This window comes from Actinomadura flavalba DSM 45200 (genome assembly GCF_000374305.1).
Lineage (GTDB): Bacteria > Actinomycetota > Actinomycetes > Streptosporangiales > Streptosporangiaceae > Spirillospora > Spirillospora flavalba.
The window spans coordinates 629,633-655,754 of record NZ_KB894093.1 but is presented as its reverse complement, the minus strand read 5'-3'; the positions used below and the strand labels follow the sequence as shown (position 1 = coordinate 655,754).

Here is a 26,122-nt window from a genome sequence, read left to right as displayed (position 1 = left end):
GCCCCGCCGAGCCGGACGAGGGGTCCGGTCCCGATCCGACCATCCGGCGGGCGCCGTGGGGGCCCGCACTCGCGCAGGGGGCGCACATGACCCATCCAGGACCCGGCGTCATGCCCGGTCTCGCACCGCACGCGGCGCCCGAGGCGCCTGCGGCGCTGGAACCGCAGCTCGACGTCTTCCTCGCCCGCCACGAGGACGAGCTGATCGGTTTCCGCCGGGATCTGCACATGCATCCCGAGCTGGGCTTCGCCGAGCACCGCACGACGGCGCGCATCGCCGAGCGGCTGCGCGCGGTGGGACTGCACCCGGTGATCCTGCCGGGCGGGACGGGCCTGTTCTGCGACATCGGCCCCGAGGACGGCTACACGGTCGCGCTCCGCGCCGACATCGACGCGCTGCCGCTCCAGGACGAGAAGGAGGACGTCCCGTACCGCTCGACGGTGCCGGGCGTCGCGCACGCGTGCGGCCACGACGTGCACACCACGATGGTGCTGGGCGCGGGCCTGTTCTTCGCGCAGCAGGCGGCGGCGGGGCTGCTGCCGGGCCGGGTGCGGCTGCTGTTCCAGCCCGCGGAGGAGACGCCGGGCGGCGCGCTGGACGTGATGGCGGCGGGCGGCATCGTCGGGGTCGACCGGGCGTTCGCGCTGCATTGCGACCCGCGCATCGAGGTGGGGCAGCTCGGGCTGCGCACGGGGGCGATCACGGCGGCGTGCGACAAGGTGTACGTGAAGGTGAAGGGGCCGGGCGGGCACACGGCGCGCCCGCATCTGACGGCCGATCTCGTCTATGCCCTCGCCAAGATCGTCACCGAGCTTCCGGCGGCGCTGTCGCGCCGGGTCGACCCGCGTTCCAGCCTGTCGCTGGTGTGGGGCCGGGTGTCGGCGGGGTCGGTGGCCAACGCGATCCCCGACGACGGCATCGCCGAGGGCACGGTCCGCTGCCTGGACGACGAGGCGTGGCACCGGGCGCCGGAGATGATGAAGTCGCTGCTGGCGTCGGTCGCCGCCGCCTACGACGTGGAGGCGTCGCTGGAGTACGCGCGCGGCGTCCCGCCGACGGTGAACGAGGCGACGAGCGTGCAGATGTTCCGCGACGCGGCGGCGCTGGTGCTGGGCGAGGAGGGCGCGGTGCCGACGCCGCAGAGCCTGGGCGGCGAGGACTTCGGCTGGTACCTGGAGTCGATTCCGGGCGCGCTGGCCCGGCTGGGCGTGAAGCGCCCGGGTTCGGCGGACGACTACGACCTGCACCGCGGCGACTTCGACGTGGACGAGGCGTGCATCGCGGTCGGCGTCCGCGTCCTGACCGCGACGGCCCTCACGGCCCTGTGGGACGGCAACCGCCCGGCCGCCGAGCCGGTGGAGGGCGCGCCGCTGGCCTGACCGCGCGGAACGCCCGGGATGAACCGTGGCAACACGTCCGAAACCCCTGCCTGACCTGTGTGGACGGGTTGGACACCACTCTGGTAACGGACGCGTTGCGTTTCGGTGCATCCTGGGCGTTTTTACTTTTTTGGCAAGGTAGCTTCTCTTCGATTCCAGTGGCCGGAATCGCCGCTGCCGCGTGGGCGGGGAACGAGAGGAGCGCAGAGTGCGCTTGGGAGTGAAGAGCACGCTCGTCGCTGTGACGGGTGCCGCGTTGATGCTCGGCGCGTCCGCGTGCGGAGGGGCCAAGACCACCTCCGGCGGGGACGACGGCGGGGACAAGAAGACGATCAAGGTCGGTCTGGCCTTCGACATCGGCGGGCGCGGCGACCAGTCGTTCAACGACTCGGCGGCGGCCGGACTGGACAAGGCGAAGGCCGACTTCAACGTCCAGACCGAGGACATCTCCGCCAAGCCCGACGAGCCGGACGCCGACAAGGAGGCCCGCCTCAAGCTGCTGGCCGGCAAGGGCTACCAGGTCGTCATCGGCGTCGGCTTCGCCTACACCAACGCGGTCAACAAGGTCGCCAAGGACTACCCGAACACCAAGTTCCTTGTGGTGGACGCCGACCAGTGCAAGGTCGAGGGCGCCAACGTTCTCGGCGCCTGCTTCGCCGAGGCCCAGGGCTCCTACCTGGTCGGCGCTGCGGCGGCGCTGAAGAGCAAGACCGGCACGGTCGGCTTCATCGGCGGCGTGAACGTCCCGCTGATCCACAAGTTCTACGCGGGCTACAAGGCCGGTGCGGAGAAGGCCAAGCCGGGCATCAAGGTGCTCCCGGCCAAGTACCTGACCCAGCCGCCGAACTTCGAGGGCTTCCAGAACCCCGCCCTCGGCACCGAGGCCGCCAAGGGCCAGCTCGACCAGAACGCCGACGTGATCTACCACGCGGCGGGTGGCGCGGGCATCGGCGTCATCAAGACCGTCGCCGCGGCCAAGAAGTGGGCCATCGGCGTCGACTCCGACCAGTACAACCAGCCCGCGGTGGCCGAGGCCAAGGAGCAGATCCTGACCTCCATGCTCAAGCGCGTGGACGTGGCCGTGTACGACTTCATCAAGTCGGTCGGCGACGGCACGTTCAAGTCGGGCACCAAGCAGTTCGACCTGAGCAACGACGGTGTCGGCTACGCCCCGACCGGCGGCAAGGTGGACGACATCAAGACCCAGCTCGACGACCTGAAGAAGCAGATCGTCGACGGCAAGATTCAGGTGCCGGCCAAGTAACCGGACCGTTGTCGCGCCCGTCCGCGCGCCCCGCAGGGGGACGCGGGCGGGCGCGACGCCCCTTCACCCCTGGAGCGTTTCCGTGCCTGACGAGGCGCCGGCCGTACGCCTGTCCGGGATCACCAAGCGGTTTCCGGGCGTTGTCGCCAACCGAGACATCAACCTGACCATCGAGCGCGGCGAAGTACACGCCCTGTGCGGCGAGAACGGCGCCGGCAAGTCCACGCTGATGAAGATCCTGTACGGGATGCAGCAGCCGGACGAGGGCTCGATCGAGATCGACGGCGCCGCCGTGTCGCTGCGCAGCCCGGCCGACGCGATCGGGCTCGGCATCGGCATGGTCCACCAGCACTTCAAGCTGGCCGACAACCTGACCGTGCTGGAGAACGTGATCCTGGGCGCCGAACCGCGCCGCCGCGGCCGGATCGACTTCGCCGCCGCCCGCGCGCGGATCGCCGAGATGTCGGCCCGGTACGGGCTGCACGTCGAGCCGGACGCGCTCGTGGAGACGCTCGGCGTCGGTGAGCGGCAGCGCGTCGAGATCCTCAAGGTGCTGTTCCGGGGGGCGCGCGTCCTCATCCTGGACGAGCCGACCGCCGTGCTCGTCCCGCAGGAGGTCGACGAGCTGTTCGGCAACCTGCGCGAGCTGCGCGCCGAGGGCCTGACCGTCCTGTTCATCTCGCACAAGCTGGACGAGGTGCTGTCGGTCGCCGACGCGATCTCGGTGATCCGGCGCGGGACGACGGTCGCGACGTGCCTCGACCCGGCGGAGGTGACGTCGCGGCGGCTGGCGGAGCTGATGGTCGGGTCGGAGCTGCCGACGCCGGAGCTGCGCGAGTCCACGGTCACCGACGAGGTGCAGTTGGAGATCGAGAAGCTGACGGTGCTGACCCCGAGCGGGCGTCCCGTCGTCGAGGACGTCTCGCTGCGCATCCACCGGGGCGAGATCGTCGGGCTGGCGGGCGTCGAGGGCAACGGGCAGAGCGAGCTGATCGAGACCGTGATGGGGCTCGTGTCGGCCGATGCCGGGTTCGTCCGGTTCGGCGGCGAGGACATCACCGACTGGACGACGCGGCGCCGCCGCGAGGCGGGCATCGCCTACATCCCCGAGGACCGCCACCGGCACGGGCTCGTGCTGGAGGGCTCGCTGTGGGAGAACCGGATGCTCGGCCACCAGACCGAGCGCCCGAACGTGCGCGGCCCGTGGGTCGACAAGCGCGGCGCCAAGCGCGACACCACCCGGATCGTCCAGGAGTACGACGTCCGCACCCCCGGCATCGACGTGCCCGCCTCGGCGCTGTCGGGCGGCAACCAGCAGAAGCTGATCGTCGGCCGGGAGATGTCGGGCGAGCCCAAGCTGCTCATCGCGGCGCACCCGACGCGCGGCATCGACGTCGGCGCGCAGGCGGCGATCTGGGAGTACCTGCGGCAGGCCCGGGCGGCCGGGCTCGCCGTGCTGCTGATCAGCGCGGACCTGGAAGAACTCATCGGCATGTCCGACACGCTGCACGTGATCCTGCGCGGCCGGCTCGTCGCCGAGGTCGATCCGGCGCGCGTCACCCCCGAGGAGCTGGGTTCGGCGATGACCGGCGCGACCGAGGACACCGCATGACCGACACCAAGGACACCTCCGCGCAGCCCCCGGCCTGGCAGGCGATCCTGCGCGGCCTCGGGCCGCGCGGCCTGCTGCCCAAGATCGGCGCGCCGCTGCTGGCGCTGGCGATCTCCCTGCTCATCACGATGGGCCTGCTGCGGCTCACCGGAGCCGACCCGATCAGCGCCATCCAGGGCATGATCGACTACGGCACGACCGAGAACTCGATCGTCGACATCCTCAACCGCGCGACCCGGTACTACCTGTCGGCGGTCGCGGTCGCCATCGGCTTCCGCATGGGGCTGCTGAACATCGGCGTGGACGGCCAGTACCGCCTCGCCGCGATGCTCGCCGCCGCGCTCGGCGGCGCCGTCGTGCTGCCCGCCCCGTTCGGGCAGATGCTCGTCATCGTCGCCGCGATGCTCGTCGGCGGCCTGTGGGCGGCCATCGCGGGCATCCTCAAGGTGACGCGCGGCGTCAGCGAGGTGCTGTCGACGATCATGCTGAACGCGATCGCGACCGGCCTCATCGCCTACCTGCTCAACGACCAGCGGCTCGCGGAGGAGCGTCCGGGCAGCAACAACGTCGCGACGGCGGCGATCCCCGAGTCGGGTCGCGTTGGGCCGCTCAACGGGTTCCTGTCGTCGCTCGGCATCGACCTGCCCGGTCAGGTGTACGGGCTGCTGCCCGTCGCGATCGTCGTCGGCGTCGTGTTCTGGGTCGTCATCAACCACACCCGGTTCGGGTTCGACCTGCGGATCTCGGGGCTGTCGCCGTCGGCGGCGCAGGCCAGCGGCGTCAGCGCCAAGCGGATGGTCGTCGTGACGATGATCGCGTCCGGCGCCGTCGCGGGCCTGATCGGGATGCCCGAGCTGCTCGGCGCGTCCTACGAGTACTCGCTGAACTTCCCGGCCGGGCTCGGCTTCACCGGCATCACGGTGGCGCTGCTCGGCCGCAACCACCCGCTCGGCATCGCGTTCGCCGCGCTGCTGTTCGCCTTCCTGGACCAGACCTCCGACGTGCTCCAGGAGGTCGACGTGCCCAAGGAGATCGTCGGTGTGATGCAGGGCATCGTCGTGCTCACCGTCGTCATCGTCTACGAGCTGGTGCGCCGCTGGGAGATCCGCTCCCAGCAGCGCGCGGTGGCGAGCGAGCTGGCCACCGGCCACGACCTCGCGAAGGAGGGGACCTCGTGAGCGCGGTCGCCAAGGTCACGCGCCGGCTGCGCTGGCCGCACTACCTGATCATCGCCGCCGGGCTGCTGGTGCTGCTGTCGCTCGTCCGGGTGATCGACGGGGCGAACGACGTCACGTCGTCCGGCACGACGAGCGCGGCGCTGCGGCTCGCGGTGCCGATCTTCCTGGCGGGGCTCGGCGGCCTGTGGGCCGAGCGGTCCGGGATCATCAACATCGGTCTTGAGGGCATGATGATCCTCGGGACGTGGACGGGCGCCTGGGCGGGCTACCAGTGGGGACCGTGGATCGGCGTCCTCGCGGGCATCATCGGCGGCGCCCTCGGCGGCCTGCTGCACGCCATCGCGACCGTGTCGTTCGGCGTCGACCACATCGTGTCCGGCGTCGCGATCAACATCCTCGGGCTCGGGCTCACGCAGTTCCTCGCCGGGCTGCTGTTCAACACCGGCGAGGCCAAGGCGCTGGGCGGCGGCCCCCGGCAGTCGCCGCCGATCGAGTCGATATCTACGGTCAGCCTGCCCGTGTTGTCAGGTGGTGAGATCTTCGGGTGGAAGAGTCCCGACCTGCTCGGTTCGCTGGAGAAGCACCACTGGTTCTTCGTGTCGGACGTCGCGGGCATTCTGCGCGGCCTCACGCACGGGCTGTCGCTGCTGACGGTCGTCGCGCTGCTGCTCGTCCCGGCGACGTACTACATCCTGTGGAAGACGCCGTTCGGGCTGCGGGTCCGGTCCGTCGGCGAGGACCCGTACGCGGCCGAATCGCTCGGCGTGTCCGTCTACCGGATGAAGTACGTGGCCGTCACCATCTCCGGCGCCCTCGCGGGGCTGGGAGGCGCGTTCCTGGTGACCGTCGCCGCCCCGCTCTACCAGGCGGGCCAGACCGGCGGGCGCGGGTTCATCGGCCTCGCCGCGATGATCTTCGGCAACTGGCGTCCCGGCGGCCTCGCGGCCGGGTCGCTGCTGTTCGGTTACACCGACGCGATGAACGTGCGCGGCGGCGGCGAGGCGGTGCACGCGCTGCTGCTGTTCCTGACGATCCTGCTCGCCGGTGTCGTCGTCTGGCAGCTCCGGCGCGGGACGAAGCTGCGCCCGCTGGTCACGACCGACCTGGACCGCCGCGCGGTGCGCAACGCGTTCGTGGGCGCCGCCCTGTCCGCCGTGGCGGCCGTGGGGTTGTTCGTCTGGTTCCTGATGAGCGACACCGTTCCGGGGGAACTGGTGTCGTTCACGCCGCACCTGACGACGCTGCTCGTGCTCGCGCTGGCGTCGCAGCGGCTGCGGATGCCCGCCGCGAACGGCATGGTCTACCGGCGCGGTGAGGCACGCTAGGCCCATGACGAACGAGATCGACTGGCCCGCGCTGCGCGACGCGGCGCGGGCCGCCATGGAACGCGCGTACGCCCCGTACTCGGACTTCCCGGTCGGCGCGGCGGCGCTGGTGGACGACGGCCGGATCATCACCGGCTGCAACGTCGAGAACGCCTCGTACGGCGTGGGGCTGTGCGCGGAGTGCTCGCTGACGTCCGCCCTGTACGGCCCGGACGTCGTGGGCCGCCCGCGCCTGGTCGCGGTGTCGGTGGTGGGCCGTGACGGCGCGCCGCTGATGCCGTGCGGGCGCTGCCGCCAGCTCCTGTGGGAGCACGGCGGCGCCCCGCTGCTCATCGAGACCGTTTCCGGCATCCGCCCCATGTCGGAGGTGCTGCCGGACGCGTTCGGCCCCGACGACCTGATCCAACGCTAGAGGGGAGTCCGCAGATGGATGCCATCGACGTCATCCGCGTGAAGCGGGACGGGGGCGCGCTCAGCCCCGGCCAGATCGACTGGGTGATCGACGCCTACACCCGCGAGGCCATCGCGGAGGAGCAGATGTCGGCGCTCGCCATGGCGATCCTGCTCAACGGCATGACGCGGGACGAGGTCGTCCGCTGGACCGACGCGATGCTCCGCTCCGGCGAGCGCATGGCGTGGTCGGCGCTGGACCGTCCGACGACCGACAAGCACTCCACCGGCGGCGTCGGAGACAAGATCACGTTGCCGCTGGCGCCGCTGGTCGCGGCCTGCGGCGCGGCCGTCCCGCAGCTCTCCGGGCGCGGCCTCGGCCACACCGGCGGCACGCTGGACAAGCTGGAGTCGATCCCCGGCTGGCGCGCGTCGCTGAGCAACGCCGAGATGCTGGACGTGCTGGCGTCGGCGGGCGCGGTGATCTGCGCGGCGGGGTCGGGCCTGGCGCCCGCCGACCGGAAGCTGTACGCGCTGCGCGACGTCACCGGCACCGTCGAGTCGATCCCGCTGATCGCGTCGTCGATCATGTCGAAGAAGATCGCCGAAGGCACCGGCGCGCTCGTCCTGGACGTGAAGGTCGGCTCGGGCGCCTTCATGAAGACGGCGGACACGGCGCGCGAACTGGCCGAGACGATGGTCGCGATCGGCACCGACCACGGCCTGCGCACGGTCGCGCTGCTGACGGCGATGGACCGTCCGCTGGGCCTCGCGGTCGGTAACGCGCTGGAGGTCGCGGAGTCGGTCGAGGTGCTGGCGGGCGGCGGTCCGTCCGACGTCGTGGAACTGACCCTCGCGCTGGCCCGCGAGATGCTCGACGGCGCGGGCATCACGGGCAAGGACCCGGCGGACGCGCTGCGCGACGGCTCGGCCATGGACGTCTGGCGCCGCATGATCACCGCCCAGGGCGGCGACCCCGACGCCGCCCTCCCCACGGCGGCGGAGACGCACGTGGTGAAGGCCGAGACGTCCGGCGTCCTGACCGGCCTCGACGCCTACGGCGTGGGCGTCGCCGCCTGGCGCCTGGGCGCCGGCCGCGCCCGCAAGGAGGACCCCGTCTCCTTCGGCGCGGGCGTCACCTGCCACGCCAAGCCCGGCGACAGCGTCCGCGCGGGCGACCCCGTTCTCACCCTCCACGCCGACGACCCGTCCCGCTTCGCCCGCGCCCTGGACTCCCTGGACGGCGCCGTCACCATCGAGGAATCCGGCACCCCGGACCTCCTCCCCCTCCTCATCGACCGCATCGCTCCGTGACCCGCGCCGCCGATCCACCGGCATGACGCGCGGGCCCGGTGCCGGTCGGTGGGTCAGGCGGCCGCCCACTCGACGAACTGGACGATGACGCCGTTGGGGTCGGTGACCTGGAAGAGGCGTTCGCCCCAGGGCTCCTCGCGCAGCGGCATCGTGATCGGGACGCCCGCCTCGCGCAGGCGCGTCTCCTCGTCCTGAAGCCCTTCGGCGACGGTGAAGGCCAGGATCAGCCCGGCGGCGTGCCGGTCGCGCTGGTCGGCCGGGAGAACCTCGATGCCGACGGCGAGCAGGACGATGTCCATCGCGTCGGGGCGGGTGAGCGAGGCGAAGCCGTCGGCGGACGCCTGCACCGTGTAGCCGAGGTGGGTGGTGAGGAACTTCTCCGACGCGGTGACGTCGGCGACGGTGAGGGAGACGGTGGAGGCGGTGAACTGCACGAAGTGCTCCTGTTTCGGTGGTGCGGACGGGCGGAGGGAGCGTCAGTAGGCGCGGCGGCGGGGGATGTTGCGCGGGACGGGCGGCGTCGACGTCGGGGCCACGGGGGCGGTGCGAGCGCTGGGGAGGTGGTGGATGCGCAGGGCGTGCTCCTTCGTTCGTCCGTCGCAAACTTGCGACGGACGTAAATTTAGCCGACGCACGACGGGGGTGTCAACGTAAAAATACGTTCGGGGTAAGATTCTTCTGTGACCACCGACACCAGCACGCCCCCCGGCCTCCGCGAGTCCAAGAAGCAGGAGACCCGGCAGGCCATCTCCGACCACGCCACCCGTCTCTTCGTCGAGCAGGGCTTCGAGGCGACGACCATCTCCGAGATCGCCGCCGCCGCACGCGTCGCCAAGAAGACCGTCACCAACTACTTCGCCCGCAAGGAAGACCTGGCGCTCGACCACCAGGACGCGTTCGCCGCCTCGCTCGCCCGCGTCGTCTCCGGGCGCGCGCCGGGCGAATCCGCGCCAGCCGCGCTGCGCCGCGCCTTCGCCGCCGCCGTCGAGGCCCGCGACCCGGTCGCCGGATTCGCCCCGGAGCCGTTCGCCCGCATGATCGCCGACAGCCCGACGCTCACCGCCGCACTGCGCGTCCTGCACGACCGCCGCGAGGCGGAACTCGCGCGCGCCCTGGCCGACGCCACCGGCGCCGCCCCCGACGACATCACCGTCCTGACCACCGCGACTTTGCTCGGCGGCGTGCACCGCGTCCTGTTCCAGCGCATCCAGGACCACATCCTGGCGGGCCGTTCCGCCGACGAGACCGCCCGCCTGGTCGCCGCCGACGCCGCCCGCGCGTTCGATCTCGTCGAACCCGCGCTCGCCTGACGCCCGGAGGCGTCCCCGAACGGCGCCATGCCGAAAGCCTGCTCGGTGTTCACCGCCGGGATGACCGGCGCTTTCAAGCCCGACTCGCGCGCCGGCTCGGCCTCGCACCCGCCGACGTCATGACGGTCGCGTCGCACACGTACGACCTGCGCGCGGCGGGGGCCCTCGGATTCCGCACGGCGTTCGCGGCCCGGCCGCTGATCAGATGCCGAGCAGGTCGACCAGGTCGTCGGCGTGGTCCTCTTCCTCCTCCAGGATCGACTCGATGAGCCGCCGGGTGGTGGGGTCGCCGTCGCCGAGCCAGCGGACGATCTCCTGGTAGATCGCGATGACGATGCGCTCGGCCTCCAGGTTGTCCCGGAGCATCTGGTCCAGGTCGTCGTCGGGCGGCGTCGTGTAGTCGGTGTGGGAGCGTTCGGCGAGCTTGCTCGGGTCGAGCGCGGGGGCCCCGCCGAGCTGGTTGACGCGTTCGGCGGCGCGCAGGGCGTGGTTCATCTCCTCCTTGGCGTGCTCGGTGAACTCGGCGGCGACCTGGGCGCGGTCGATGCCGGCGGCGACGATCGCGTGCCGCGTGTACCGCAGCCAGCACACGACCTCGGTCGCGACGACCTCGTTGAGCACGTCGATGACGCGCTGCACGTCGTGGCCGTAGGTCTCGGTGACGGGCCCCTCGTTCATCTTCTGGCGGACCTGGTCGCGGATGCGGCTGACGTCCAGCACGAAGTTGTCGGACACGGCGGAACACTCCTGACGCGAGCGAAGATGCGAACGCCTCGGTGATGCCCGCCCCCGTCCCAACGGACGGGCGACGTCGCGTAAAGCATGATCACGTTTCCGGGCCGGCGGCCGGTTCGCCACCCTTGACGCGGGCTTCACCAGGGCAGAGACCTGACCTGGGAGGGCCGATGCCGGACGGGCAGGACATCGCGGGACGTGCCGGACGCCGGGTGGCACGCGGCGTCCGGGCCGCGTGGCGGCGGGTGCGGGCGCAGGCGTGGCCGATCGTGCAGTCGACGGCGGCGGCGACGCTCGCGTGGTACGTCGCGGGCGGGTTCATCACGGGGCACGAGCCGTTCTTCGCGCCGATCTCCGCCGTCGTCGCGCTGAACGCCACCGGCGGCGAGCGCGGCGCCAACGCGCTGCGGCTGCTGCGCGGCGTCCTCATCGGCATCATCGTCGGCGAGTTCGCGACCACGCTGTTCAACGGCGGGAACGGGACGCTGGCGTTCGCCGTCGCCGTGGCGGCGACGGTCGCCGTGGCGATCGGCGCGCAGCGGATCGTCATCGCCCAGGCCGCCGCGGGCGCGATCCTGACCGTGACGACGGGGGGCCACAGCGTCGGCGCCGGGCGGCTCGTGGACGCGCTGATCGGCGCGGGCGTCGCGCTGGTGTTCAGCCAGATCCTGTTCCCGGTGCGGCTCGTGGCGCTGCTGCGCCGCGCGGAGGCGGCGGCGCTCGGGGAGATGACCACGATGCTGCGGCAGACCGCGCGGGAACTGGAACGCGACGGCGAGGTGGCCGCGCAGCGGACCGTCCGGCTGCTCGGCGACCTGTCCGCGCCGCTGGCCGAACTCGGTGACGTGCGCCGCGTCAGCCACCACGCGGTGCGCCGGACGATCAACCGGTGGGGCGATCGGGCGCCGCTGATGGCCGAGGACGAGAAGATCGACCGGCTGATCATGCTGGGGGAGAGCTGCCTGTCGCTGGTCCGCACGGCGACGGCGATGAGCCCGGAGGAACGGCACCACCTGGGCCCGGTCGTGCGGGAGATGGCCGAGGCGCTGGACGACCTGGCCCCGTCCCGGCCGGACCCGGCCCGCAACCGCGCCGCGTCCGCGCGGGCGCTGAAGGCCGCGCATCCGTTCGGCGAGCGCGACGCGGGCGGCACCGACTCGCTGACCGTCGCCGCGTACGTGTCGGTGCAGATGGTCGCGACCGACATCATGCTGTACGCCGGTATTGACCCTGATGACGACCCATGACGTGAAACACGTAGTAAGTCGCGTCACGGTGGGTAACCACCTGGAAAGGGGAGGCGATCATGCGTGCGTTGACGGTCACACCGGGGGAAGCGGGCTCGGTCCGCGTCGAGGACCGGCCCGAACCGCATAACGGGCCGGGAGAACTGCTCGTGGACGGCGTCGCGCTCGGCGTCTGCGGCACCGACAGGGAGATCGCCGACGCGGTCTACGGCACCGCCCCGCCGGGAGCCCGCGACCTCGTCCTCGGGCACGAGTCGCTCGGCCGCGTCCGCGAGGCGCCGCCCACCAGCGGATTCGCGCCCGGCGACCTGGTCGTCGGCGTCGTCCGGCGCCCCGACCCCGAACCGTGCGGGGCGTGCGAGCGGGGCGAGTTCGACATGTGCCGGAACGGGAAGTTCGTCGAGCGCGGCATCAAGGAACTCGACGGCTACGGCGCCGAGCAGTGGACGGTCGAGTCCGAGTACGCCGTCCGGCTGGACCCGTCGCTCGCCGACGTCGGCGTCCTCATGGAGCCGACCACCGTCGTCGCCAAGGCGTGGGACCAGATCGAGCGCATCGGGGCGCGCTCCTGGTTCGCGCCGCGCCGCGTGCTCGTCACCGGCGCCGGGCCGATCGGGCTGCTCGCCGCGCTGCTCGGCGTCCAGCGGGGGCTGGACGTGCACGTCATGGACCGCACCGACCAGGGCCCCAAGCCCGGGCTGGTGAAGGCGCTCGGCGCGACCTACCACTCCGGGACGGTCGGCGACGCCGTCAAGGGCGGGCTGCCCGACATCGTCGTCGAGACGACCGGCGCCGCGCCCGTCATCCACGACGTCGCGGCTGCGGGGGCCAACGCGGGCATCGTCTGCCTGACGGGGCTGCCCTCCGGTACGTCGGAGCTGGGCATCGACGTCGGCCGCTTCGGCGGCGACCTCGTCCTGCGCAACGGCCTGCTGTTCGGCTCGGTGAACGCGAACCTGCGGCACTACGAGCTCGCGGCCGACGCCCTGGCCAAGGCCGACGCGGACTGGCTGGCGCGTCTCATCACCCGCCGCCTGCCGCTGGAACGCGCGGCCGAGGCGTTCCAGGTCGAGCCCGACGACGTGAAGGTCGTCATCGACCTCTGACGGAGATCACCCGCCGAACTCATCCCTTCGGCGGACACGATCTGCCACCGGTGGCGGTGCGGGAAATCCTCCCCGCGACGGTGACAGAGAGTCGCGAGGCGGGTGCATTCTGAAGTCGTGCCTCTTCGACCGGGGAGGCGGGACTTCGAGGAGGCATCCATGAGCGCGGGCATCCTGACGTGGGCAATGGCGCGTGCGGGCCGTCGCCGCCGGGGCGGCCGGGTGGTCCGGCCGCCCCGGCGGGTGGCGTCAGCGACGGGTGTGCTGGCCCGCCGCGCGACGGCGGCGGCCGGTCAGCAGCAGCCCGCCGACGCCGCCCATGGCGAGCCCGGCGGTCGCGGTGATGAGGAACGTGCCGAACGGGTCGGCGCCCTGCTCGGCCGTGCTGCCCGCCGCCGGAGACGCGTTGAGCGTGACGTCGTCGTGGTGGGCGTGCGCGGCGGCGGGGGCGCAGGGCTCCTTCGTCGGCTCGGCGCTCGGCCTCGGCGCGGACGTCTTCGTCGCGACGGGCTTGGCGGGCGCGGGCTGCGCCGCACCGCCGCCGGTGGAGGCGCCGCCGAACGTCACGTCCGAGCAGGAGTAGAACGCCTCGGGGCTGTCGGTCCGCTGCCAGATCGCGTAGATCAGGTGGCGGCCCGTCTTCCCGGCGGGCACCGTGCCGGGCATCGTGTAGGCGCCGTTGACGACGGCCGGATCGGCCTTGGTGAGGAACGGCGTCGTCTCCAGGTCCGACCACGTGAGCGGCTTGGACGCGTCGTAGCCGTTCCTGGTGATGTAGAGCTGGAAGCCGCCCCGGTGCTGCGCGGTCGCCTTGAAGCGGAACGTCGTGCTCGCGCCGGAGGTCAGCGCCGTGGACGGCCAGTCGGCGCGGGCCAGGTCGAGCCCGCGGAAGGCGGGGTCGCCGGCGCTGCACAGCTTGCCGTCGGGGATGAGCTGCCGGTGCCGGCCGTCCGCGTTGCCGATCCGCACGCCGTTCCAGTCGTAGAACGCCTGGGTGCCGCCTGCGGCGACGGCGGCCTTGCAGGCGGCCGACGTCGGCGACTCGGGGTTCTCCAGGCGGCAGGCGAGCACGCGGCTCACCGGGTTCTCCATCGAGCCGTGCGCGTCGGCGGGTGCGGCGGCCAGGGCCAGGCCCCCGGCCGGAGCCAGGGCGAGAAGGCCGAAGCCGGTGCGGCGGAGGGCGGTGCGGGGTTTCATCGGACTCCCAGGTGGACGGGGGTGGTCGTTGGGAATGCCCGAACGGTAACCCGGAATTCGCGGCCGGAATGGGTTCTTAATCAGTCCATAAGGAGTCCATCAGCCCTTCATAACGGCTATTCGGCGTCATTTGCGGCGGGCGGCGCGGCGGCCCCCGGGTTTGGCGGCCGTCCGCAGCCAGAGTTCGATCTGCGCCCCGCCGAGCGGCGCCGCCCCGACCTTCAGCGACCCGCCCGTGACCTCCGCGAGGCGCCGCGCGATGTCCAGCCCGAGGCCGGTCGATCCGGCACCGGACGTCCCCCGCGCGAGCGCGGCCGGGACGTCGGCGATGCCCGGCCCGGCGTCACCGACGAGCAGGCCCGTCGAGTACTGGCCCCGGTGCACGGTCACCGTGAACGCCGTGCCGTGCGGGGTGTGGCGGAAGACGTTGCCGAGCAGCGCGTCCACGGCGGCGGCCAGCTCGTCCCCGGCCACCGGCACCGGCGCCGGACCGCCGGGCACGGCGAGGTCCCAGCGGCGGTCCTGGTCGTCTGCGAGCGCCGACCAGAACTCCAGCCGCTCCCGGACGACCCGCGCTGCGTCGCATCCGGCCCGCTCGGGTGGTCGGCGCGCCGCCTGGATGACCTCGTCCACCGCGTGTTCGAGCCGGTCCAGCGCGTCCTTGCTCTGGCCGAGCCGGGTCGGGTCGGACGGATCGGCGGCCAGCCCGTGCAGGTTCAGCCGCAGCGCGGTGAGCGGTGTGCGCAACCGGTGCGACAGGTCGGCGGCGGCCTCGCGCTCCGCCGCGAGCAGCCGGGCGAACCGGTCGGCCATCTGGTTGAACGCCTCCCCGGCGGCGCGCAGCTCCGCCGGGCCGCCCGGCCGGACGCGCGCCCCCAGCTCACCGCCGCCGACGCGGGTGACGGCGTGCGCGAGGCGGTCGGCGGCCCGGACGACGCGCAGCGCCAGCCGGTCGGCCATCGCCACCGACACCAGCACCAGCGCGAACGCGACCAGCGCGAGGATCGTCCACGACCGCGCCACGCCCCGCGTCAGCTCGGCGTCCGGCACGTGCACCTCCACGACGGCGACGCGGCCGCCCTCCAGCAGCACCGGGCGGAGCAGCACCGTCCCGTCGCCCGCCTCCACGGTGAAGGTGCGCCGCAGGTCGCGGGCGCGGTCCAGGTCGGCGGCGGTCGCGCGCGGGACGCCGATCGGCCCGCCGTCCGGCAGATGCAGCGCGAGCGTGCCCGCCGTGCCCGCCGGGACCGAGCCGACCGCGGCCTCCAGCGCGGCCGGGTCGGTCGTCACCGCGAGCGCCGGCACGAGCGACGCCGCCTGCCGCTCGGCGGCCGTCAGCGCGCGGTCCCGCGCGATCTGCCCGTTCAAGAGGCCGAGGGGGAGCACGAACGACAGCGCCACCATCGCCGTCACGGCCGTGGCGACCCGAGCCAGCGCGACTCTCATCGGAACTCCCACGCAATTGTCGGGGTGGAATGTGCGAAACTCGCCGCATTATGAAAACACGTCTGCTGTTCGCGGCGGTGTGGACGGCGACGACCGTCGCGGGCGCCACCGTGAGCTGGTTCGGCGTCGGCGACGCGCTGCGCGGCACCGCGCTCGCCGTCCCGGACGTCGCGGCGTCGGCACCGGTGCGGCAGGGCCGCCCGCCCGAGCCCGCACCGGCGGAGAGCGCGCCGCAGTCGGCGGAGAAGGTCCGCCCCGAACCGCCCGCCCGCTCTCCGCACCCCACCGCGACCCCGGCGGCGTCGCAGTCTCCTCCGTCCCGCGCCCCGTCCCGCCCGGGCGAGGAGATCCGCACCTACGTGGTGAAGTCGGGCCGCGTCGTCCTGGCCCTCACCCCGACCTCCGCCCGCCTGGTCTCGGCGACCCCCGACCCCGGCTCCCACGTCCGCCAGTGGCGCCGCGACGGCTGGCTCCGCATCGACCTCACCAACGACACCCACGGCTCCGCCGTAATAGCCGTCTGGCACGACCGCCCCACCAACGTAGAAATCTACGAGTACTAACCCCACGGCCTTGCGCGTCACGGCCTTGCGCGTCACGGCCTTGCGCGTCACGGCCTTGCGCGTCACGGCCTTGCGCGTCACGGCCTTGCGCGGTGCAGCCTCGCGTTCGCGGGGCGGCCTCGGGCGGGTGGCCCTGCGTCCAGTGCGGGGCGGCCTTGTGTGGCGCGCGCTGTGCGTGGCGGCATTTTGCTGGGTGGGCTGCGTGGCGCGATACGGGCGGTGCCTGGTGTGGGCTGCTTGGCGCGATACGTGCACGGCGTGGTGTGGGCTGCGTGGTGCGGGCGGTGCGGGCGGGTCGTGTGGGGCGGGTTGGTAAGAGGCCAGGGGAGTGGCTGGGTGGGGGGCAGGCTTGGTCTGGGAGAGGCGGTCGGGGGCGGTCAGGGTGGGGTGGTGAGCATTAGACCTACGCCTCGGATGGTGTGGAGGTAGCGGGGGGAGGCTGCGGATTCGCCTAGTTTGCGGCGTAGCCAGGAGAGGTGGACGTCGATGGTCTGGTCGTCGCCGTAGGACTGGTGCCAGACCTCGGCGAGGAGTTCCCTGCGGTGGACGACGCGGCCGGCGTTGGCGGCGAGGAAGGACAGGAGGTCGAACTCGCGGCGGGAGAGCTGGAGCGGGACGCCGTCCAGGGTGGCCTGGCGGCGGTCGGTGTCCACGTGGAGGCCGCCGACGACGAGCGGCTGCGGGCGCGGGTCCGTCCGGACGCGGCGGAGCAGGGCCTCGATGCGGGCGTGCAGGTGATCGGCGGAGAACGGCTTGACGACGTAGTCGTCGGCGCCCGAGCGCAGCAGGCGGATGATCTCGCGTTCGCCGTCGCGCGCCGACGCCACGATCACCGGCACCGCCGACACGGCACGCAGCATCTTCAGGGCCTCGCCGCCGTCGAGGTCGGGCAGCCCGAGGTCGAGGACGACGACGTCCGGGGCGCTCGCGGTCACCTCGCGCAGCGCGTCCAGCGCCCGTCCCACGCTCCGCACGCCGTGCCCGAGGTCCCCCAGTTCACGCACCAGCGCCTGCCGCACATGATCGTCGTCCTCGACGAGCAGAACCGTAGCCACACCGGGACACTAAGCCACAGACCCGCTGTTCGTGCCCCAAACGGGGCACCGGCTCGCGGGCCGTGCCGCTGAGGTGGGAAAAGAGCTAGATTCGTGAGATGAACGAGCGTCCCACACTCGCCGCGATCCGGCGGGCCCCCAAGGTGCTGCTGCACGATCATCTGGACGGTGGGCTGCGACCCGAGACCATCGTCGACCTCGCGCGCGAGGGCGGCTACGACGGGCTGCCGACGACCGATCCGTCCTCGCTCGGCGGCTGGTTCGCCGAGATGTCCAACTCCGGGTCGCTGGAGCGGTATCTGGAGACGTTCTCGCACACCGTGGGCGTGCTCCAGTCCGAGGAGGCGCTGACCCGCGTCGCCTACGAATGCGCCGAAGACCTCGCGCGCGACGGCGTCGTCTACGCCGAGGTGCGGTACGCGCCCGAGCTGCATACCGCCGAGGGCCTGAGCCTGGAGCAGGTCGTCGAGGCCGTCCTGGCCGGGTTCGAGCGGGGCGGGCGAGAGCACGGCATCCGCGTCGGCGCGCTGGTGACGGCGATGCGGCACCAGGCGCGCAGCATGGAGATCGCCGAGCTGGCCGTCCGCTACCGGGACGCGGGCGTCGCCGGGTTCGACATCGCCGGGGCCGAAGCCGGTTACCCGCCCACCCGGCACCTCGACGCGTTCGAGTACCTCCAGCGCGAGAACTCGCACTTCACGATCCACGCGGGCGAGGGGTTCGGCCTTCCCTCGATCTGGCAGGCGATCCAGTGGTGCGGCGCCGACCGGCTCGGGCACGGCGTCCGCATCATCGACGACATCGAGGTGGAGGACGGCCAGGCGCCCCAGCTCGGGCGGCTCGCCGCCTACGTCCGCGACAAGCGGATTCCGCTGGAGATGTGCCCGACGTCCAACATCCAGACGGGCGCCGCCAAGTCGATCGCCGAGCACCCGATCGGGCTGTTGCGCGCCCTCAACTTCCGCGTGACGGTCAACACCGACAACCGGCTCATGTCGGGTACGTCGCTGTCGGAGGAGTTCGCCAAGCTCGTCGAGGCGTTCGACTACACCTGGGACGACCTCCAGTGGTTCACGGTGAACGCCATGAAGTCGGCCTTCCTGGACTTCTCGCAGCGGCTCGAACTGATCAACGGCGTCATCAAGCCGGGTTTCGCGCAGCTCAAGTGGAGCGGCGCCCGTCCCCTGGCATGATCGGGGCATGACCCCGCAGCTCACGATCCGCTCCACCCCGGCCCGCGTCGTGGCGTGGGCATGGCTGGCGTTCGCCGTGCTCACGCTGCTCGACCTCGCGATCGGCATCACCGGCACGGCCGTGCACGACCGGACGTCCGGCGTGATCGCGCTCGCCGTGCTGTTCGGCTGCGGCCTGGCCTACGCGATCGGGTTGCGGCCCGCGATCCTCGCCGGGGACGAGGGCGTGACCGTCCGCAACCCGCTGCGCACCACGCACGTGCCATGGCGGGCCGTCCGTGAGATCAAGGGCGGCGCCGCGGTGACGGTGCGGTTCGCCGCCGCCGAGGGGGAGCGGCTGACGCGCGCCTGGGTGCACCAGACGTCGCCGCGCGCGCAGGCCCGCGCCGAGCGCCGCGCCGCGCACGATCCGTCGCGCGCGGCCGTCCACGCCAAGGGCCGCACCCCGGCGGGCTACGCCGCCGAACGCCTGAACGAGATCGGCGAACGGCACCGTCCCCGCACCCGCTCGGGCGCCCCCGACCGCGCGGCCGAGGCCGCCCGCGACGCGGCCGTGCCGGTGGCGGGCACGGTCACGTGGTCGTGGCCGACGCTGATCGCGCTCATCGTCCCGCCGGTGCTGATCCTGGTACTGGCACTGGCCTAGGCCCAACCGGCCGACCGGTGCTGCCGGAGCCGCGCCGTTGCGCTGATGCGCGCGGCCATCCGATGGCGTGGCTGGGGCCGTGCCGCCCGCTGATGCGCGTGGTCTTCTGACGGCGCGGCCGGGGTCCGTGCCGCTGTGCTGATGCGCGTGCCTTTTCGGCGGCGTGGCCGGGGCCGTGCTGATGCGCGCGGTCTTCTGGCGGTGTGGCGGGCGCCGTGCCGTTGCGCTGATGCGTGCGGCCTTTCGGCGGCGCGGCCGGGGCGTGCTGCTGTGCTGATGCGCGCGGGTTTCCGATGGCGCGGCCGGGGTCCGTGCCGCTGTGCTGATGTGCGCAGCCTTCTGGCGGTGTGGCCGGGGCCGTGCCGTTGCGCTGATGTGGGCGGCCGTTCGGCGGTGCGGTCGGCGCCGTGCCGTAGCGCTGATTCGCGCGATTCGCGCGACCTTCCGGTGGCATGGCCGGGGCGGCGCCGCTGCGCTGATGCGTGCGGCTTTCGGCAGCGCAGCCGGGGGCCGTGCTGTCGTGCTGATGTGGGCGTTCTTTTGGCAGCGCGGTCGGGGCCATGCCGTAGTGCTGATGTGCGCGGTCTTTCGGCGGCGTGGCCGGGGGCCGTGCTGTTCTGCTGATGCGTGCGGCCCTGTGGACCCGGGTGTGCCCATCGCCGTCTCGGAGATGTCCGTGCTGTTGTGCTGATGTGGGCGGCCTTTTGGCGGCTCGGGCGGGGGCGGGCTGTGGTGGGAGCTAGTGCAGTTTCTTTATGGCTTGGGCGAAGTCGCTTGTGGTGAAGCAGTTCGGTTCGGCGAACTCTTCCATTGTCAGTGCCTGCTCCCAGGTCATTCCGGCTGCCTGGCGCAGTAGGGGGAGGGTCATGAGCTGGGCGTGCTCGGGTGTGGCCATGGCGCGTTCGCACCACCGGCGGGCGCGGTCGAGCAGGGTTTCGTGCGGGACGACCTCGTTGACGAGTCCGAGGGCGAGCGCCGTGGCGGCGTCGATGTGCTCGCCGGACAGGTAGTACTGCACGGCCCGCTGGTAGCCGAGGCGGTGCGTGAGGTGCCAGCTCGTCCCGACCTCGGGCAGCAGCCCGAGCCGTCCGAACGCGGGCACGATCATCGCGCGCTCGGACGCCACGACGAGGTCGGACGCGAACGCCAGCGCCAGCCCCACCCCGGCCGCCGGGCCGTTCAGCGCCGACACCACGAGCGTGTCGGCGCCCGCGATGAGCCGGACGCAGGCGCCGAACTGGTACCGAATCCACCGCCAGGGGGTCGTGGAGCCCGCTTCGTCCTCGGGGTCGGCGAGCTGCTCGACCACCTCCGCCATGAGGCCGAGGTCGCCGCCCGCGCTGAACCCCGGGTCGGCGCCCGTCAGGACGATCGCGCGGATCTCCGGTTCGGCCGTCAGCCCGGCCAGATGGTCGTGGAGCTGGACCGTCAGCGCGGCGCTCAGGATGTTGAGCTTGGCCGGATCGGTCAGCGTGACGACGGCGTACCCGTCGTGGCGCTCCACCTGGACGAGCGTGCGGGTGTCCGCGCGGGCGCGGGCGACGAGGCCGTCGTAGGTCAGCGGCATGCCTGCCTCCTAGAACATTGTTCTGCTGTCCTCGATGAAGCTACTGCACTGACATACTTTCCGTCCATGGACGCCCGCTCCGGCCGCGACCGCATCCTGCGCGCGGCCCTCACCTGCTTCGCCCGCGACGGCGCCGCGACGACGACGCTGACCGCGCTGCGCGCGGAGGCGGGTGTCAGCGTCGGCAGCTTCTACCACCACTTCCAGAGCAAGGAGGAGGTCGTCGCGGCGCTGTTCACCGACGCCCTGGCGGGCTACCACCGGGCGTTCCTGGCCGAACTGCGCCGTCACCCGGCCCCCGGCGACGCGGTGGCGGCGGGCGTGGCCCTGCACGTCCGCTGGTGCCTGGACCATCCGCAGGAAGCCCGGTTCCTCCTGATGGAGCGGCCACCCCAGCGCGACGAACCGGGCGCCGAGGCCCTGGCCGCGCAGAACCGGGACTTCTTCACCGAGATCCGCGCCTGGTGGCGCATCCACGAACACCACGGCGCCCTGCGCCCCCTGGACCTGCCCACCGCCGCCGCCCTCTGGCTCGGCCCCGCCCAGGAACTCTGCCGCTCCTGGGCCACCGGCCGCCTCCCCGAACCCACCACGGCCCAGCTCGACGTCCTGGCCGACGCCGCCCGCCGCGCGCTGTGCCGCTGAGGCCGGGCCGACCGGCCGCGATACGGTGAACCGCATGACCGTCTGGACCACGCGACCCGAGACCGCCGACGACGTCGCGGCCGTGCGCGCCGTCAACCTCGCCGCCTTCCCCACGGCCGAGGAGGCCGATCTCGTCGACGCGCTGCGCGCGGACACCGGGGCGTGGCTCGACGGACTGTCCATGATCGCCCTCGACCCCGGGGGCACCGTGGCAGGACACGCGCTGCTCACGCGGTGCCACGTCGGCGGCGCTCCCGCGCTCGCGCTGGCGCCGACGGCCGTCCTGCCGTCGGTCCAGCGGACGGGCGCCGGATCGGCGGTCATCCGCGCCGTCCTGGACGCCGCCCGCGCCAGGGGCGAGCACCTGGTCGTCGTCCTCGGGCACGCGGACTACTACCCGAGGTTCGGGTTCTCCCGCGCCTCCCGGTTCGGCATCCGCGCCCCGTTCGAGGCCCCGGACGAGGCGCTGATGGCCCTCGCCCTGGACGACACCCGGCCCGTCCCCGGCGGCACCATCGCCTACGCCGCCGCCTTCGGCGTCTGATCCCGGCGACGCGTCAGGCGAGCGCCAGCAGGGCGGACAGGTCGTCGCGGAGGGCGGTGAGCGCGCGCTCGGCCTCCGTGCGGACCGGGGCGACGTCGCCCGCCACCGGGCGGACGACCTGGAGGTAGCACTTCAGTTTCGGTTCGGTGCCAGACGGGCGGATCACGACGCGGGTGCCGCCGTCCAGGCGGAGGCGCAGGCCGTCGGTCGGGGGGAGGCCGGCCGCGCCGGTGGACAGGTCGTCCAGGGCGGTGACGGCCAGCCCGGCCAGGCGGGCGGGGGGTGCGGCGCGGAGGCGGTCCATCGCCGCCGTGATCAGCGCGCGGTCGGTGACGCGGACGGAGAGCTGCGCGGTCGCGTGCAGGCCGTGGCGGCGGGCTTGGTCGTCCAGGACGTCCAGCAGCGTGCGCCCCTTCGCGCGTTCGGCGGCGGCCAGGGCCGCGACCGCCAGCGCCGCGCCGATGCCGTCCTTGTCCCGGACGGGCGGGCCCGCGTCGCCGCCCAGGCAGTAGCCGAGCGCCTCCTCGTAGCCGAGGACGAGCCGCCCTGCACCGGCCTTCACGATCCACTTGAAGCCCGTCAGCGACTCGGCGAACCGGACGCCGTGCTCGGCCGCCAGCCGCCCGGCCAGCGACGACGACACGATCGTCGTCACCACGAGCCGGTCGTCGCCGGACGTGTGCGCCAGCGCGTGCTCGGTGAGCAGCGCGCCCACCTCGTCGCCGGTGAGCGCGCGCCAGCCGTCGCCGGTGGGCACGGCGACGGCGCAGCGGTCGGCGTCCGGGTCGTTGGCGATCACCAGGTCGGCGCCGCGCTCGGCCGCCAGCGCGAGCGCCAGGTCCATCGCGCCCGGTTCCTCCGGGTTCGGAAAGGCGACGGTCGGGAAGTCCGGATCGGGCTCGGCCTGCTCGGGCACGACGGCGGGCTCGGCGAACCCGGCCCGCGCGAACGCCCGCAGCGCCACGTCCCGGCCGACGCCGTGCAGCGGCGTGTACACGACCGACAGCTCCCGCGCCCCGCCCAGCGGCAGGCCGGTGACGGCGTCGAGGTAGGCGTCCACCGCGTCGTCACCGAGGACGGTCCAGCCGGTGCCCAGCGGCAGTTCGTCCACGGGCCCCACGGCGTCGATGGCGGCGGAGATCTCCGCGTCCAGCGGTGGGACGATCTGCGCCCCGTCGCCCCAGTAGACCTTGTATCCGTTGTCCTGCGGCGGATTGTGGCTCGCCGTCACCATCACCCCGGCGGCGGCCCCCAGGTGCCGGACGAGGAACGCCAGCACCGGCGTCGGCAGTGCCCTCGGCAGCAGCCACGCCCGCAGCCCGGCCCCGGTCGCGACGGCCGCCGTGTCCCGCGCGAACCGCTCCGAACCGTGCCGCGCGTCGTAGCCGATGACGATCCCCGGTGCCTCCCCGCCGTCGGCCGCCACCCGCGCCGCCAGGCCCGCCGCCGCGCGCATGACCGTCACGCGGTTCATCCGGTTCGGCCCGGCGCCCAGTTCACCGCGCAGCCCCGCCGTGCCGAACTCCAGCCGCGCGCCGAAGCGGTCGGCCAGCGCGGCGGCGTCGCCCGCGTCCAGCAGGGCGCGAAGCTCCGCGCGGGTCGCCGGGTCGGGGTCCTGCGCGAGCCAGGCGCGCGCCGCCCGCTCGATCACAGCTTGGGCAGGATCGTGGCGAGCAGCGACCCCATCCGGTGCGCCGCCGCGCGGCCCGCCTCCAGCACCTCTTCGTGGTCGAGGTGGCGGTCCGACAGGCCCGCGCCCAGGTTCGTCACCAGCGAGAACGCCAGCACCTCGGCCGTCTCGCCGGACGGCAGGCCGCGCCGCGCCGCGATCGTCTCCAGCGCCGTGGACATGCCGACGAGGTCGGCGCCGAGCGTGCGCAGCATCCTGATCTCGGCCGGGGTCTCGTACGTGGGGCCGCGCAGCGCCGCGTAGACGCCCTGCTTGAGGCCCGGGTCGGTCTCCAGCGCCAGCGCGCGCAGCCGCGCCGAGTACGCCTCGGTCATGTCGACGAACGTCGCGCCGACCAGCGGCGTCGCCGCCGTGAGGTTCAGGTGGTCGGTGATCAGCACCGGGTCGCCGACCTGCTGCGTCTCCGGGCGCAGCCCGCCCGCCGCGTTCGTCAGCACCACCGCGCGGACGCCCGCCGCCAGCGCCGTCCGGACGCCGTGCGCGACCGCGTCGGCGCCGTGCCCCTCGTACAGGTGGGTGCGGCCCAGGAACACCAGAGCGCGCCGCCCGCCGACCTCCACCACGCGAATCCGGCCCGCGTGCCCCTCCACGGCGGGCGGGGCGAACCCCGGCAGATCGGTCACCGGGATCTCGGCGGCGGGTTCGCCGAGGACGTCCGCCGCGGGCACCCAGCCCGAGCCCATCACGAGGGCGACGTCGAAGGAGTCGAAACCGGTGCGGGCCTTCAGCCGGTCGGCGGCCTCGGCGGCAAGGGAGAAAGCGTCATCGCTCAGTGAACTACGCACGGATAGACATTAGCCGCCCAATGACGTGCACGGACGCTGCCGCAGCTCCTTGACGTAGTCGTCCGGGGCGCCGGCCGCCTCCGCCGCGTCGGCGAGGATGCCCACGTAGCGGGCCGACGGGAGGCCGCCCTCGTAGTCGTCCAGGACGTACAGCCAGCACAGCGCGTCGCCGTCGAGCGTCTGCACCCGCACCCGGATCTTGCGGTAGACGCCGAGCGCCGCGCCCTCCCAGGCGTCCAGCTCGGACTCGTCGAACGGGGGCACGTCGTACAGGACGACGAACACCTGCTCGCGCCGGTCCTCGACGACGGTCGCGAGCGCGCCGTCGAACCCCTTGTCCTGCCCGCCGAACGTCAGGCGCCAGCCGGTGAGCCAGCCCGTTCCGTGCACGGGGGAGTGGGGCGCCCGGGCCGCCATCTGCTCGGGGTCCATGTTGGAGGCGTACGCCGCGTACAGAGCCACGCGGGCCAGCGTAGCGGCCCGGCGGCCGGGTCACCCCCCGGCAGGGGACACAATGGAGGGGTGACGCGCATTGTGATCATCGGAGGAGGCCCGGGCGGCTACGAGGCCGCGCTCGTGGCGGCGCAGCTCGGCGCCGACGTGACGGTCGTCGAGCGCGACGGTCCCGGCGGGGCGTGCGTCCTCACCGACTGCGTGCCGTCCAAGACGCTGATCGCCACCTCCACCCGCGTCGCCGTCATGAAGGAGTCCGCCGCCCTCGGGCTCCGGTTCAACGGCGGGCCGGACGGCATCGTCGGCGCGCTGGAGGCCGACATGGCCAACGTGAACAAGCGCGTGAAGGAGCTGGCCCGCGCCCAGTCGTTCGACGTGGCCGAGCGGCTCGCCTACGAAGAGGTCAAGATCGTCCGGGGTGAGGCGCGGCTGACCGAGCCGCACGTCGTCTCCGTGGGCGACCGGCACATCCGCGCCGACATCGTGCTGCTCGCCACCGGCGCCACCCCGCGCGTCCTGCCCGGCTCCGAGCCGGACGGCGAGCGCATCCTGAACTGGCGCCAGCTCTACGACCTGCCCGCGCTGCCCGAGGAACTGATCGTCGTCGGGTCGGGCGTGACGGGCGCCGAGCTGGCCGGGGCGTACCTGTCGCTCGGCTCGAAGGTCACGCTGGTGTCCTCGCGCGACCGCATCCTGCCCACCGAGGACGCCGACGCCGCCGCCGTCCTCCAGGACGTCTTCCTGCGGCGCGGCATGAACGTCATGTCGCGGTCCCGGGCCGCCGGGGTGGAGCGCAGCGGCGACGGCGTGATCGTGTCCCTGGAGGACGGCCGCAAGGTCGAGGGCTCGCACTGCCTGATGACGGTCGGCATGGAGCCCAACACGCGCGGCATCGGGCTGGAGAAGGCCGGGGTGCGGCTGAGCGCGCGCGGGTTCGTCGACGTCGACAAGGTGTCGCGGACGAGCGTCCCGCACATCTACGCCGCCGGAGACTGCACGGGCATCTTCATGCTGGCGTCCGTCGCGGCGATGCAGGGCCGCATCGCGATGTGGCACGCGCTCGGCGAGGCGGTGCAGCCGCTCAAGCTCGGCTGGGTCGCGTCCAACATCTTCACCGACCCGGAGGTGGCGTCGGTGGGCGTCACGCAGCAGATGGTCGACTCCGGCGAGGTCAACGCCCGTACCGTGATGCTCCCGCTGTTCACCAACGCGCGCGCCAAGATGCAAGGCTTCGAGGACGGTTTCGTCAAGGTCTTCTGCCGTCCGTCCACGGGCATCGTGCTCGGCGGCGTCATCGTCGCGCCGCGCGCGTCCGAACTCATCCTCGGCGTCTCCATCGCCGTGCAGCAGCACCTCACGGTCGACCAGGTCGCCCACACCTTCTCGGTCTATCCGAGCCTGTCGGGCAGCATCACCGAGGCGGGCCGCCGCCTGATGACCGAGCACACCTACTGAGCGCCCGGCCCGCCCCGGCGGCG

At 73.0% G+C, this 26,122-nt stretch carries 25 protein-coding genes; 16 read left to right on the top strand and 9 right to left on the bottom strand.

Annotation, left to right across the window (positions count from 1 at the left end):
* Window positions 1-110: 110 nt before the first annotated feature.
* From C229_RS0102930 to C229_RS0102900, 7 genes are all read left to right on the top strand, one after another.
* Window positions 111-1,379: an amidohydrolase gene (locus C229_RS0102930; protein WP_240487149.1), complete on the top strand. Its 1,269-nt coding sequence runs from the start codon at window positions 111-113 to the stop codon at window positions 1,377-1,379.
* A 208-nt stretch (window positions 1,380-1,587) separates the two neighbouring features.
* Window positions 1,588-2,643: a BMP family lipoprotein gene (locus C229_RS0102925; RefSeq protein WP_240487060.1), complete on the top strand. Its 1,056-nt coding sequence runs from the start codon at window positions 1,588-1,590 to the stop codon at window positions 2,641-2,643.
* A gap of 82 nt (window positions 2,644-2,725) precedes the next feature.
* Entirely contained in the window at window positions 2,726-4,255 is a 1,530-nt protein-coding gene (locus tag C229_RS0102920) for an ABC transporter ATP-binding protein (protein WP_018653582.1), read from the top strand.
* A complete protein-coding gene (locus C229_RS0102915) occupies window positions 4,252-5,433 on the top strand; it encodes an ABC transporter permease (RefSeq protein ID WP_018653581.1) in 1,182 nt (393 codons plus the stop codon). Before C229_RS0102920 ends, C229_RS0102915 begins: the two co-directional genes overlap by 4 nt.
* Window positions 5,430-6,758 carry an ABC transporter permease gene (locus tag C229_RS0102910; protein WP_018653580.1) on the top strand — a complete coding sequence of 443 codons (1,329 nt, stop codon included), beginning with the start codon at window positions 5,430-5,432 and terminating at the stop codon, window positions 6,756-6,758. The genes C229_RS0102915 and C229_RS0102910 overlap by 4 nt, the downstream gene beginning before the upstream one ends.
* A gap of 4 nt (window positions 6,759-6,762) precedes the next feature.
* Complete coding sequence (locus tag C229_RS0102905) at window positions 6,763-7,170, top strand: cytidine deaminase (RefSeq protein ID WP_018653579.1); 408 nt, start codon at window positions 6,763-6,765, stop codon at window positions 7,168-7,170.
* 14 nt (window positions 7,171-7,184) lie between these two features.
* Entirely contained in the window at window positions 7,185-8,462 is a 1,278-nt protein-coding gene (locus C229_RS0102900) for a thymidine phosphorylase (RefSeq protein ID WP_018653578.1), read from the top strand.
* Between the two features lie 53 nt (window positions 8,463-8,515).
* Here C229_RS0102900 and C229_RS0102895 read toward each other — a convergent pair whose 3' ends face one another.
* Window positions 8,516-8,896 (bottom strand): VOC family protein, encoded by a 381-nt coding sequence (locus C229_RS0102895; RefSeq protein ID WP_018653577.1) that lies wholly within the window; start codon window positions 8,894-8,896, stop codon window positions 8,516-8,518.
* Window positions 8,897-9,142: 246 nt separating this feature from the next.
* On the opposite strand from C229_RS0102895, the gene C229_RS0102890 reads away from it, so the two are divergent.
* Entirely contained in the window at window positions 9,143-9,772 is a 630-nt protein-coding gene (locus C229_RS0102890; protein WP_018653576.1) for a TetR/AcrR family transcriptional regulator, read from the top strand.
* A 201-nt stretch (window positions 9,773-9,973) separates the two neighbouring features.
* Here the strand turns inward: C229_RS0102890 and C229_RS0102885 are convergent, their stop codons facing one another.
* A complete protein-coding gene (locus tag C229_RS0102885; protein ID WP_018653575.1) occupies window positions 9,974-10,507 on the bottom strand; it encodes a ferritin-like domain-containing protein in 534 nt (177 codons plus the stop codon).
* A 170-nt stretch (window positions 10,508-10,677) separates the two neighbouring features.
* Between C229_RS0102885 and C229_RS29190 the strand changes: the two genes are divergently transcribed.
* On the top strand, window positions 10,678-11,754 hold the full coding sequence (locus tag C229_RS29190) for an FUSC family protein (protein WP_018653574.1): 1,077 nt from the start codon (window positions 10,678-10,680) through the stop codon (window positions 11,752-11,754).
* 59 nt (window positions 11,755-11,813) lie between these two features.
* Window positions 11,814-12,860: a glucose 1-dehydrogenase gene (locus C229_RS0102875; RefSeq protein WP_018653573.1), complete on the top strand. Its 1,047-nt coding sequence runs from the start codon at window positions 11,814-11,816 to the stop codon at window positions 12,858-12,860.
* 249 nt (window positions 12,861-13,109) lie between these two features.
* On the opposite strand, the gene C229_RS0102870 is transcribed toward C229_RS0102875, so the two are convergent.
* Together C229_RS0102870 and C229_RS0102865 are read right to left on the bottom strand one after the other, a co-directional pair.
* On the bottom strand, window positions 13,110-14,057 hold the full coding sequence (locus C229_RS0102870) for a lytic polysaccharide monooxygenase auxiliary activity family 9 protein (protein WP_018653572.1): 948 nt from the start codon (window positions 14,055-14,057) through the stop codon (window positions 13,110-13,112).
* 126 nt (window positions 14,058-14,183) lie between these two features.
* Window positions 14,184-15,503 carry a sensor histidine kinase gene (locus tag C229_RS0102865; protein ID WP_026313398.1) on the bottom strand — a complete coding sequence of 440 codons (1,320 nt, stop codon included), beginning with the start codon at window positions 15,501-15,503 and terminating at the stop codon, window positions 14,184-14,186.
* Between the two features lie 50 nt (window positions 15,504-15,553).
* On the opposite strand from C229_RS0102865, the gene C229_RS0102860 reads away from it, so the two are divergent.
* Window positions 15,554-16,066, top strand: coding sequence for a hypothetical protein (locus C229_RS0102860; RefSeq protein WP_018653570.1), 513 nt, complete (start codon window positions 15,554-15,556; stop codon window positions 16,064-16,066).
* A 377-nt stretch (window positions 16,067-16,443) separates the two neighbouring features.
* Here C229_RS0102860 and C229_RS0102855 read toward each other — a convergent pair whose 3' ends face one another.
* Window positions 16,444-17,121, bottom strand: a complete 678-nt coding sequence (locus C229_RS0102855; protein WP_026313397.1) for a response regulator transcription factor — start codon at window positions 17,119-17,121, stop codon at window positions 16,444-16,446.
* Between the two features lie 98 nt (window positions 17,122-17,219).
* Between C229_RS0102855 and C229_RS0102850 the strand changes: the two genes are divergently transcribed.
* A complete protein-coding gene (locus C229_RS0102850; protein WP_018653568.1) occupies window positions 17,220-18,314 on the top strand; it encodes an adenosine deaminase in 1,095 nt (364 codons plus the stop codon).
* A gap of 7 nt (window positions 18,315-18,321) precedes the next feature.
* Window positions 18,322-18,960, top strand: a complete 639-nt coding sequence (locus C229_RS0102845) for a PH domain-containing protein (RefSeq protein WP_018653567.1) — start codon at window positions 18,322-18,324, stop codon at window positions 18,958-18,960.
* 739 nt (window positions 18,961-19,699) lie between these two features.
* On the opposite strand, the gene C229_RS0102840 is transcribed toward C229_RS0102845, so the two are convergent.
* Window positions 19,700-20,527 (bottom strand): enoyl-CoA hydratase/isomerase family protein, encoded by an 828-nt coding sequence (locus C229_RS0102840; RefSeq protein ID WP_018653566.1) that lies wholly within the window; start codon window positions 20,525-20,527, stop codon window positions 19,700-19,702.
* A 66-nt stretch (window positions 20,528-20,593) separates the two neighbouring features.
* On the opposite strand from C229_RS0102840, the gene C229_RS0102835 reads away from it, so the two are divergent.
* Entirely contained in the window at window positions 20,594-21,172 is a 579-nt protein-coding gene (locus C229_RS0102835) for a TetR/AcrR family transcriptional regulator (RefSeq protein ID WP_018653565.1), read from the top strand.
* A 34-nt stretch (window positions 21,173-21,206) separates the two neighbouring features.
* A complete protein-coding gene (locus tag C229_RS0102830; protein ID WP_018653564.1) occupies window positions 21,207-21,716 on the top strand; it encodes a GNAT family N-acetyltransferase in 510 nt (169 codons plus the stop codon).
* 13 nt (window positions 21,717-21,729) lie between these two features.
* On the opposite strand, the gene C229_RS0102825 is transcribed toward C229_RS0102830, so the two are convergent.
* Genes C229_RS0102825 through C229_RS0102815 form a run of 3 tightly spaced genes read right to left on the bottom strand, consistent with a single transcriptional unit; the run spans window position 21,730 to window position 24,653 of the window.
* Entirely contained in the window at window positions 21,730-23,367 is a 1,638-nt protein-coding gene (locus tag C229_RS0102825; RefSeq protein WP_018653563.1) for a phospho-sugar mutase, read from the bottom strand.
* Window positions 23,364-24,179: a purine-nucleoside phosphorylase gene (locus tag C229_RS0102820; protein WP_026313396.1), complete on the bottom strand. Its 816-nt coding sequence runs from the start codon at window positions 24,177-24,179 to the stop codon at window positions 23,364-23,366. The genes C229_RS0102825 and C229_RS0102820 overlap by 4 nt, the downstream gene beginning before the upstream one ends.
* Before the next feature lie 21 nt (window positions 24,180-24,200).
* Entirely contained in the window at window positions 24,201-24,653 is a 453-nt protein-coding gene (locus C229_RS0102815) for a gamma-glutamylcyclotransferase (RefSeq protein WP_018653561.1), read from the bottom strand.
* A gap of 60 nt (window positions 24,654-24,713) precedes the next feature.
* On the opposite strand from C229_RS0102815, the gene C229_RS0102810 reads away from it, so the two are divergent.
* Window positions 24,714-26,099, top strand: coding sequence for an NAD(P)H-quinone dehydrogenase (locus tag C229_RS0102810; RefSeq protein WP_026313395.1), 1,386 nt, complete (start codon window positions 24,714-24,716; stop codon window positions 26,097-26,099).
* Window positions 26,100-26,122: the final 23 nt, after the last annotated feature.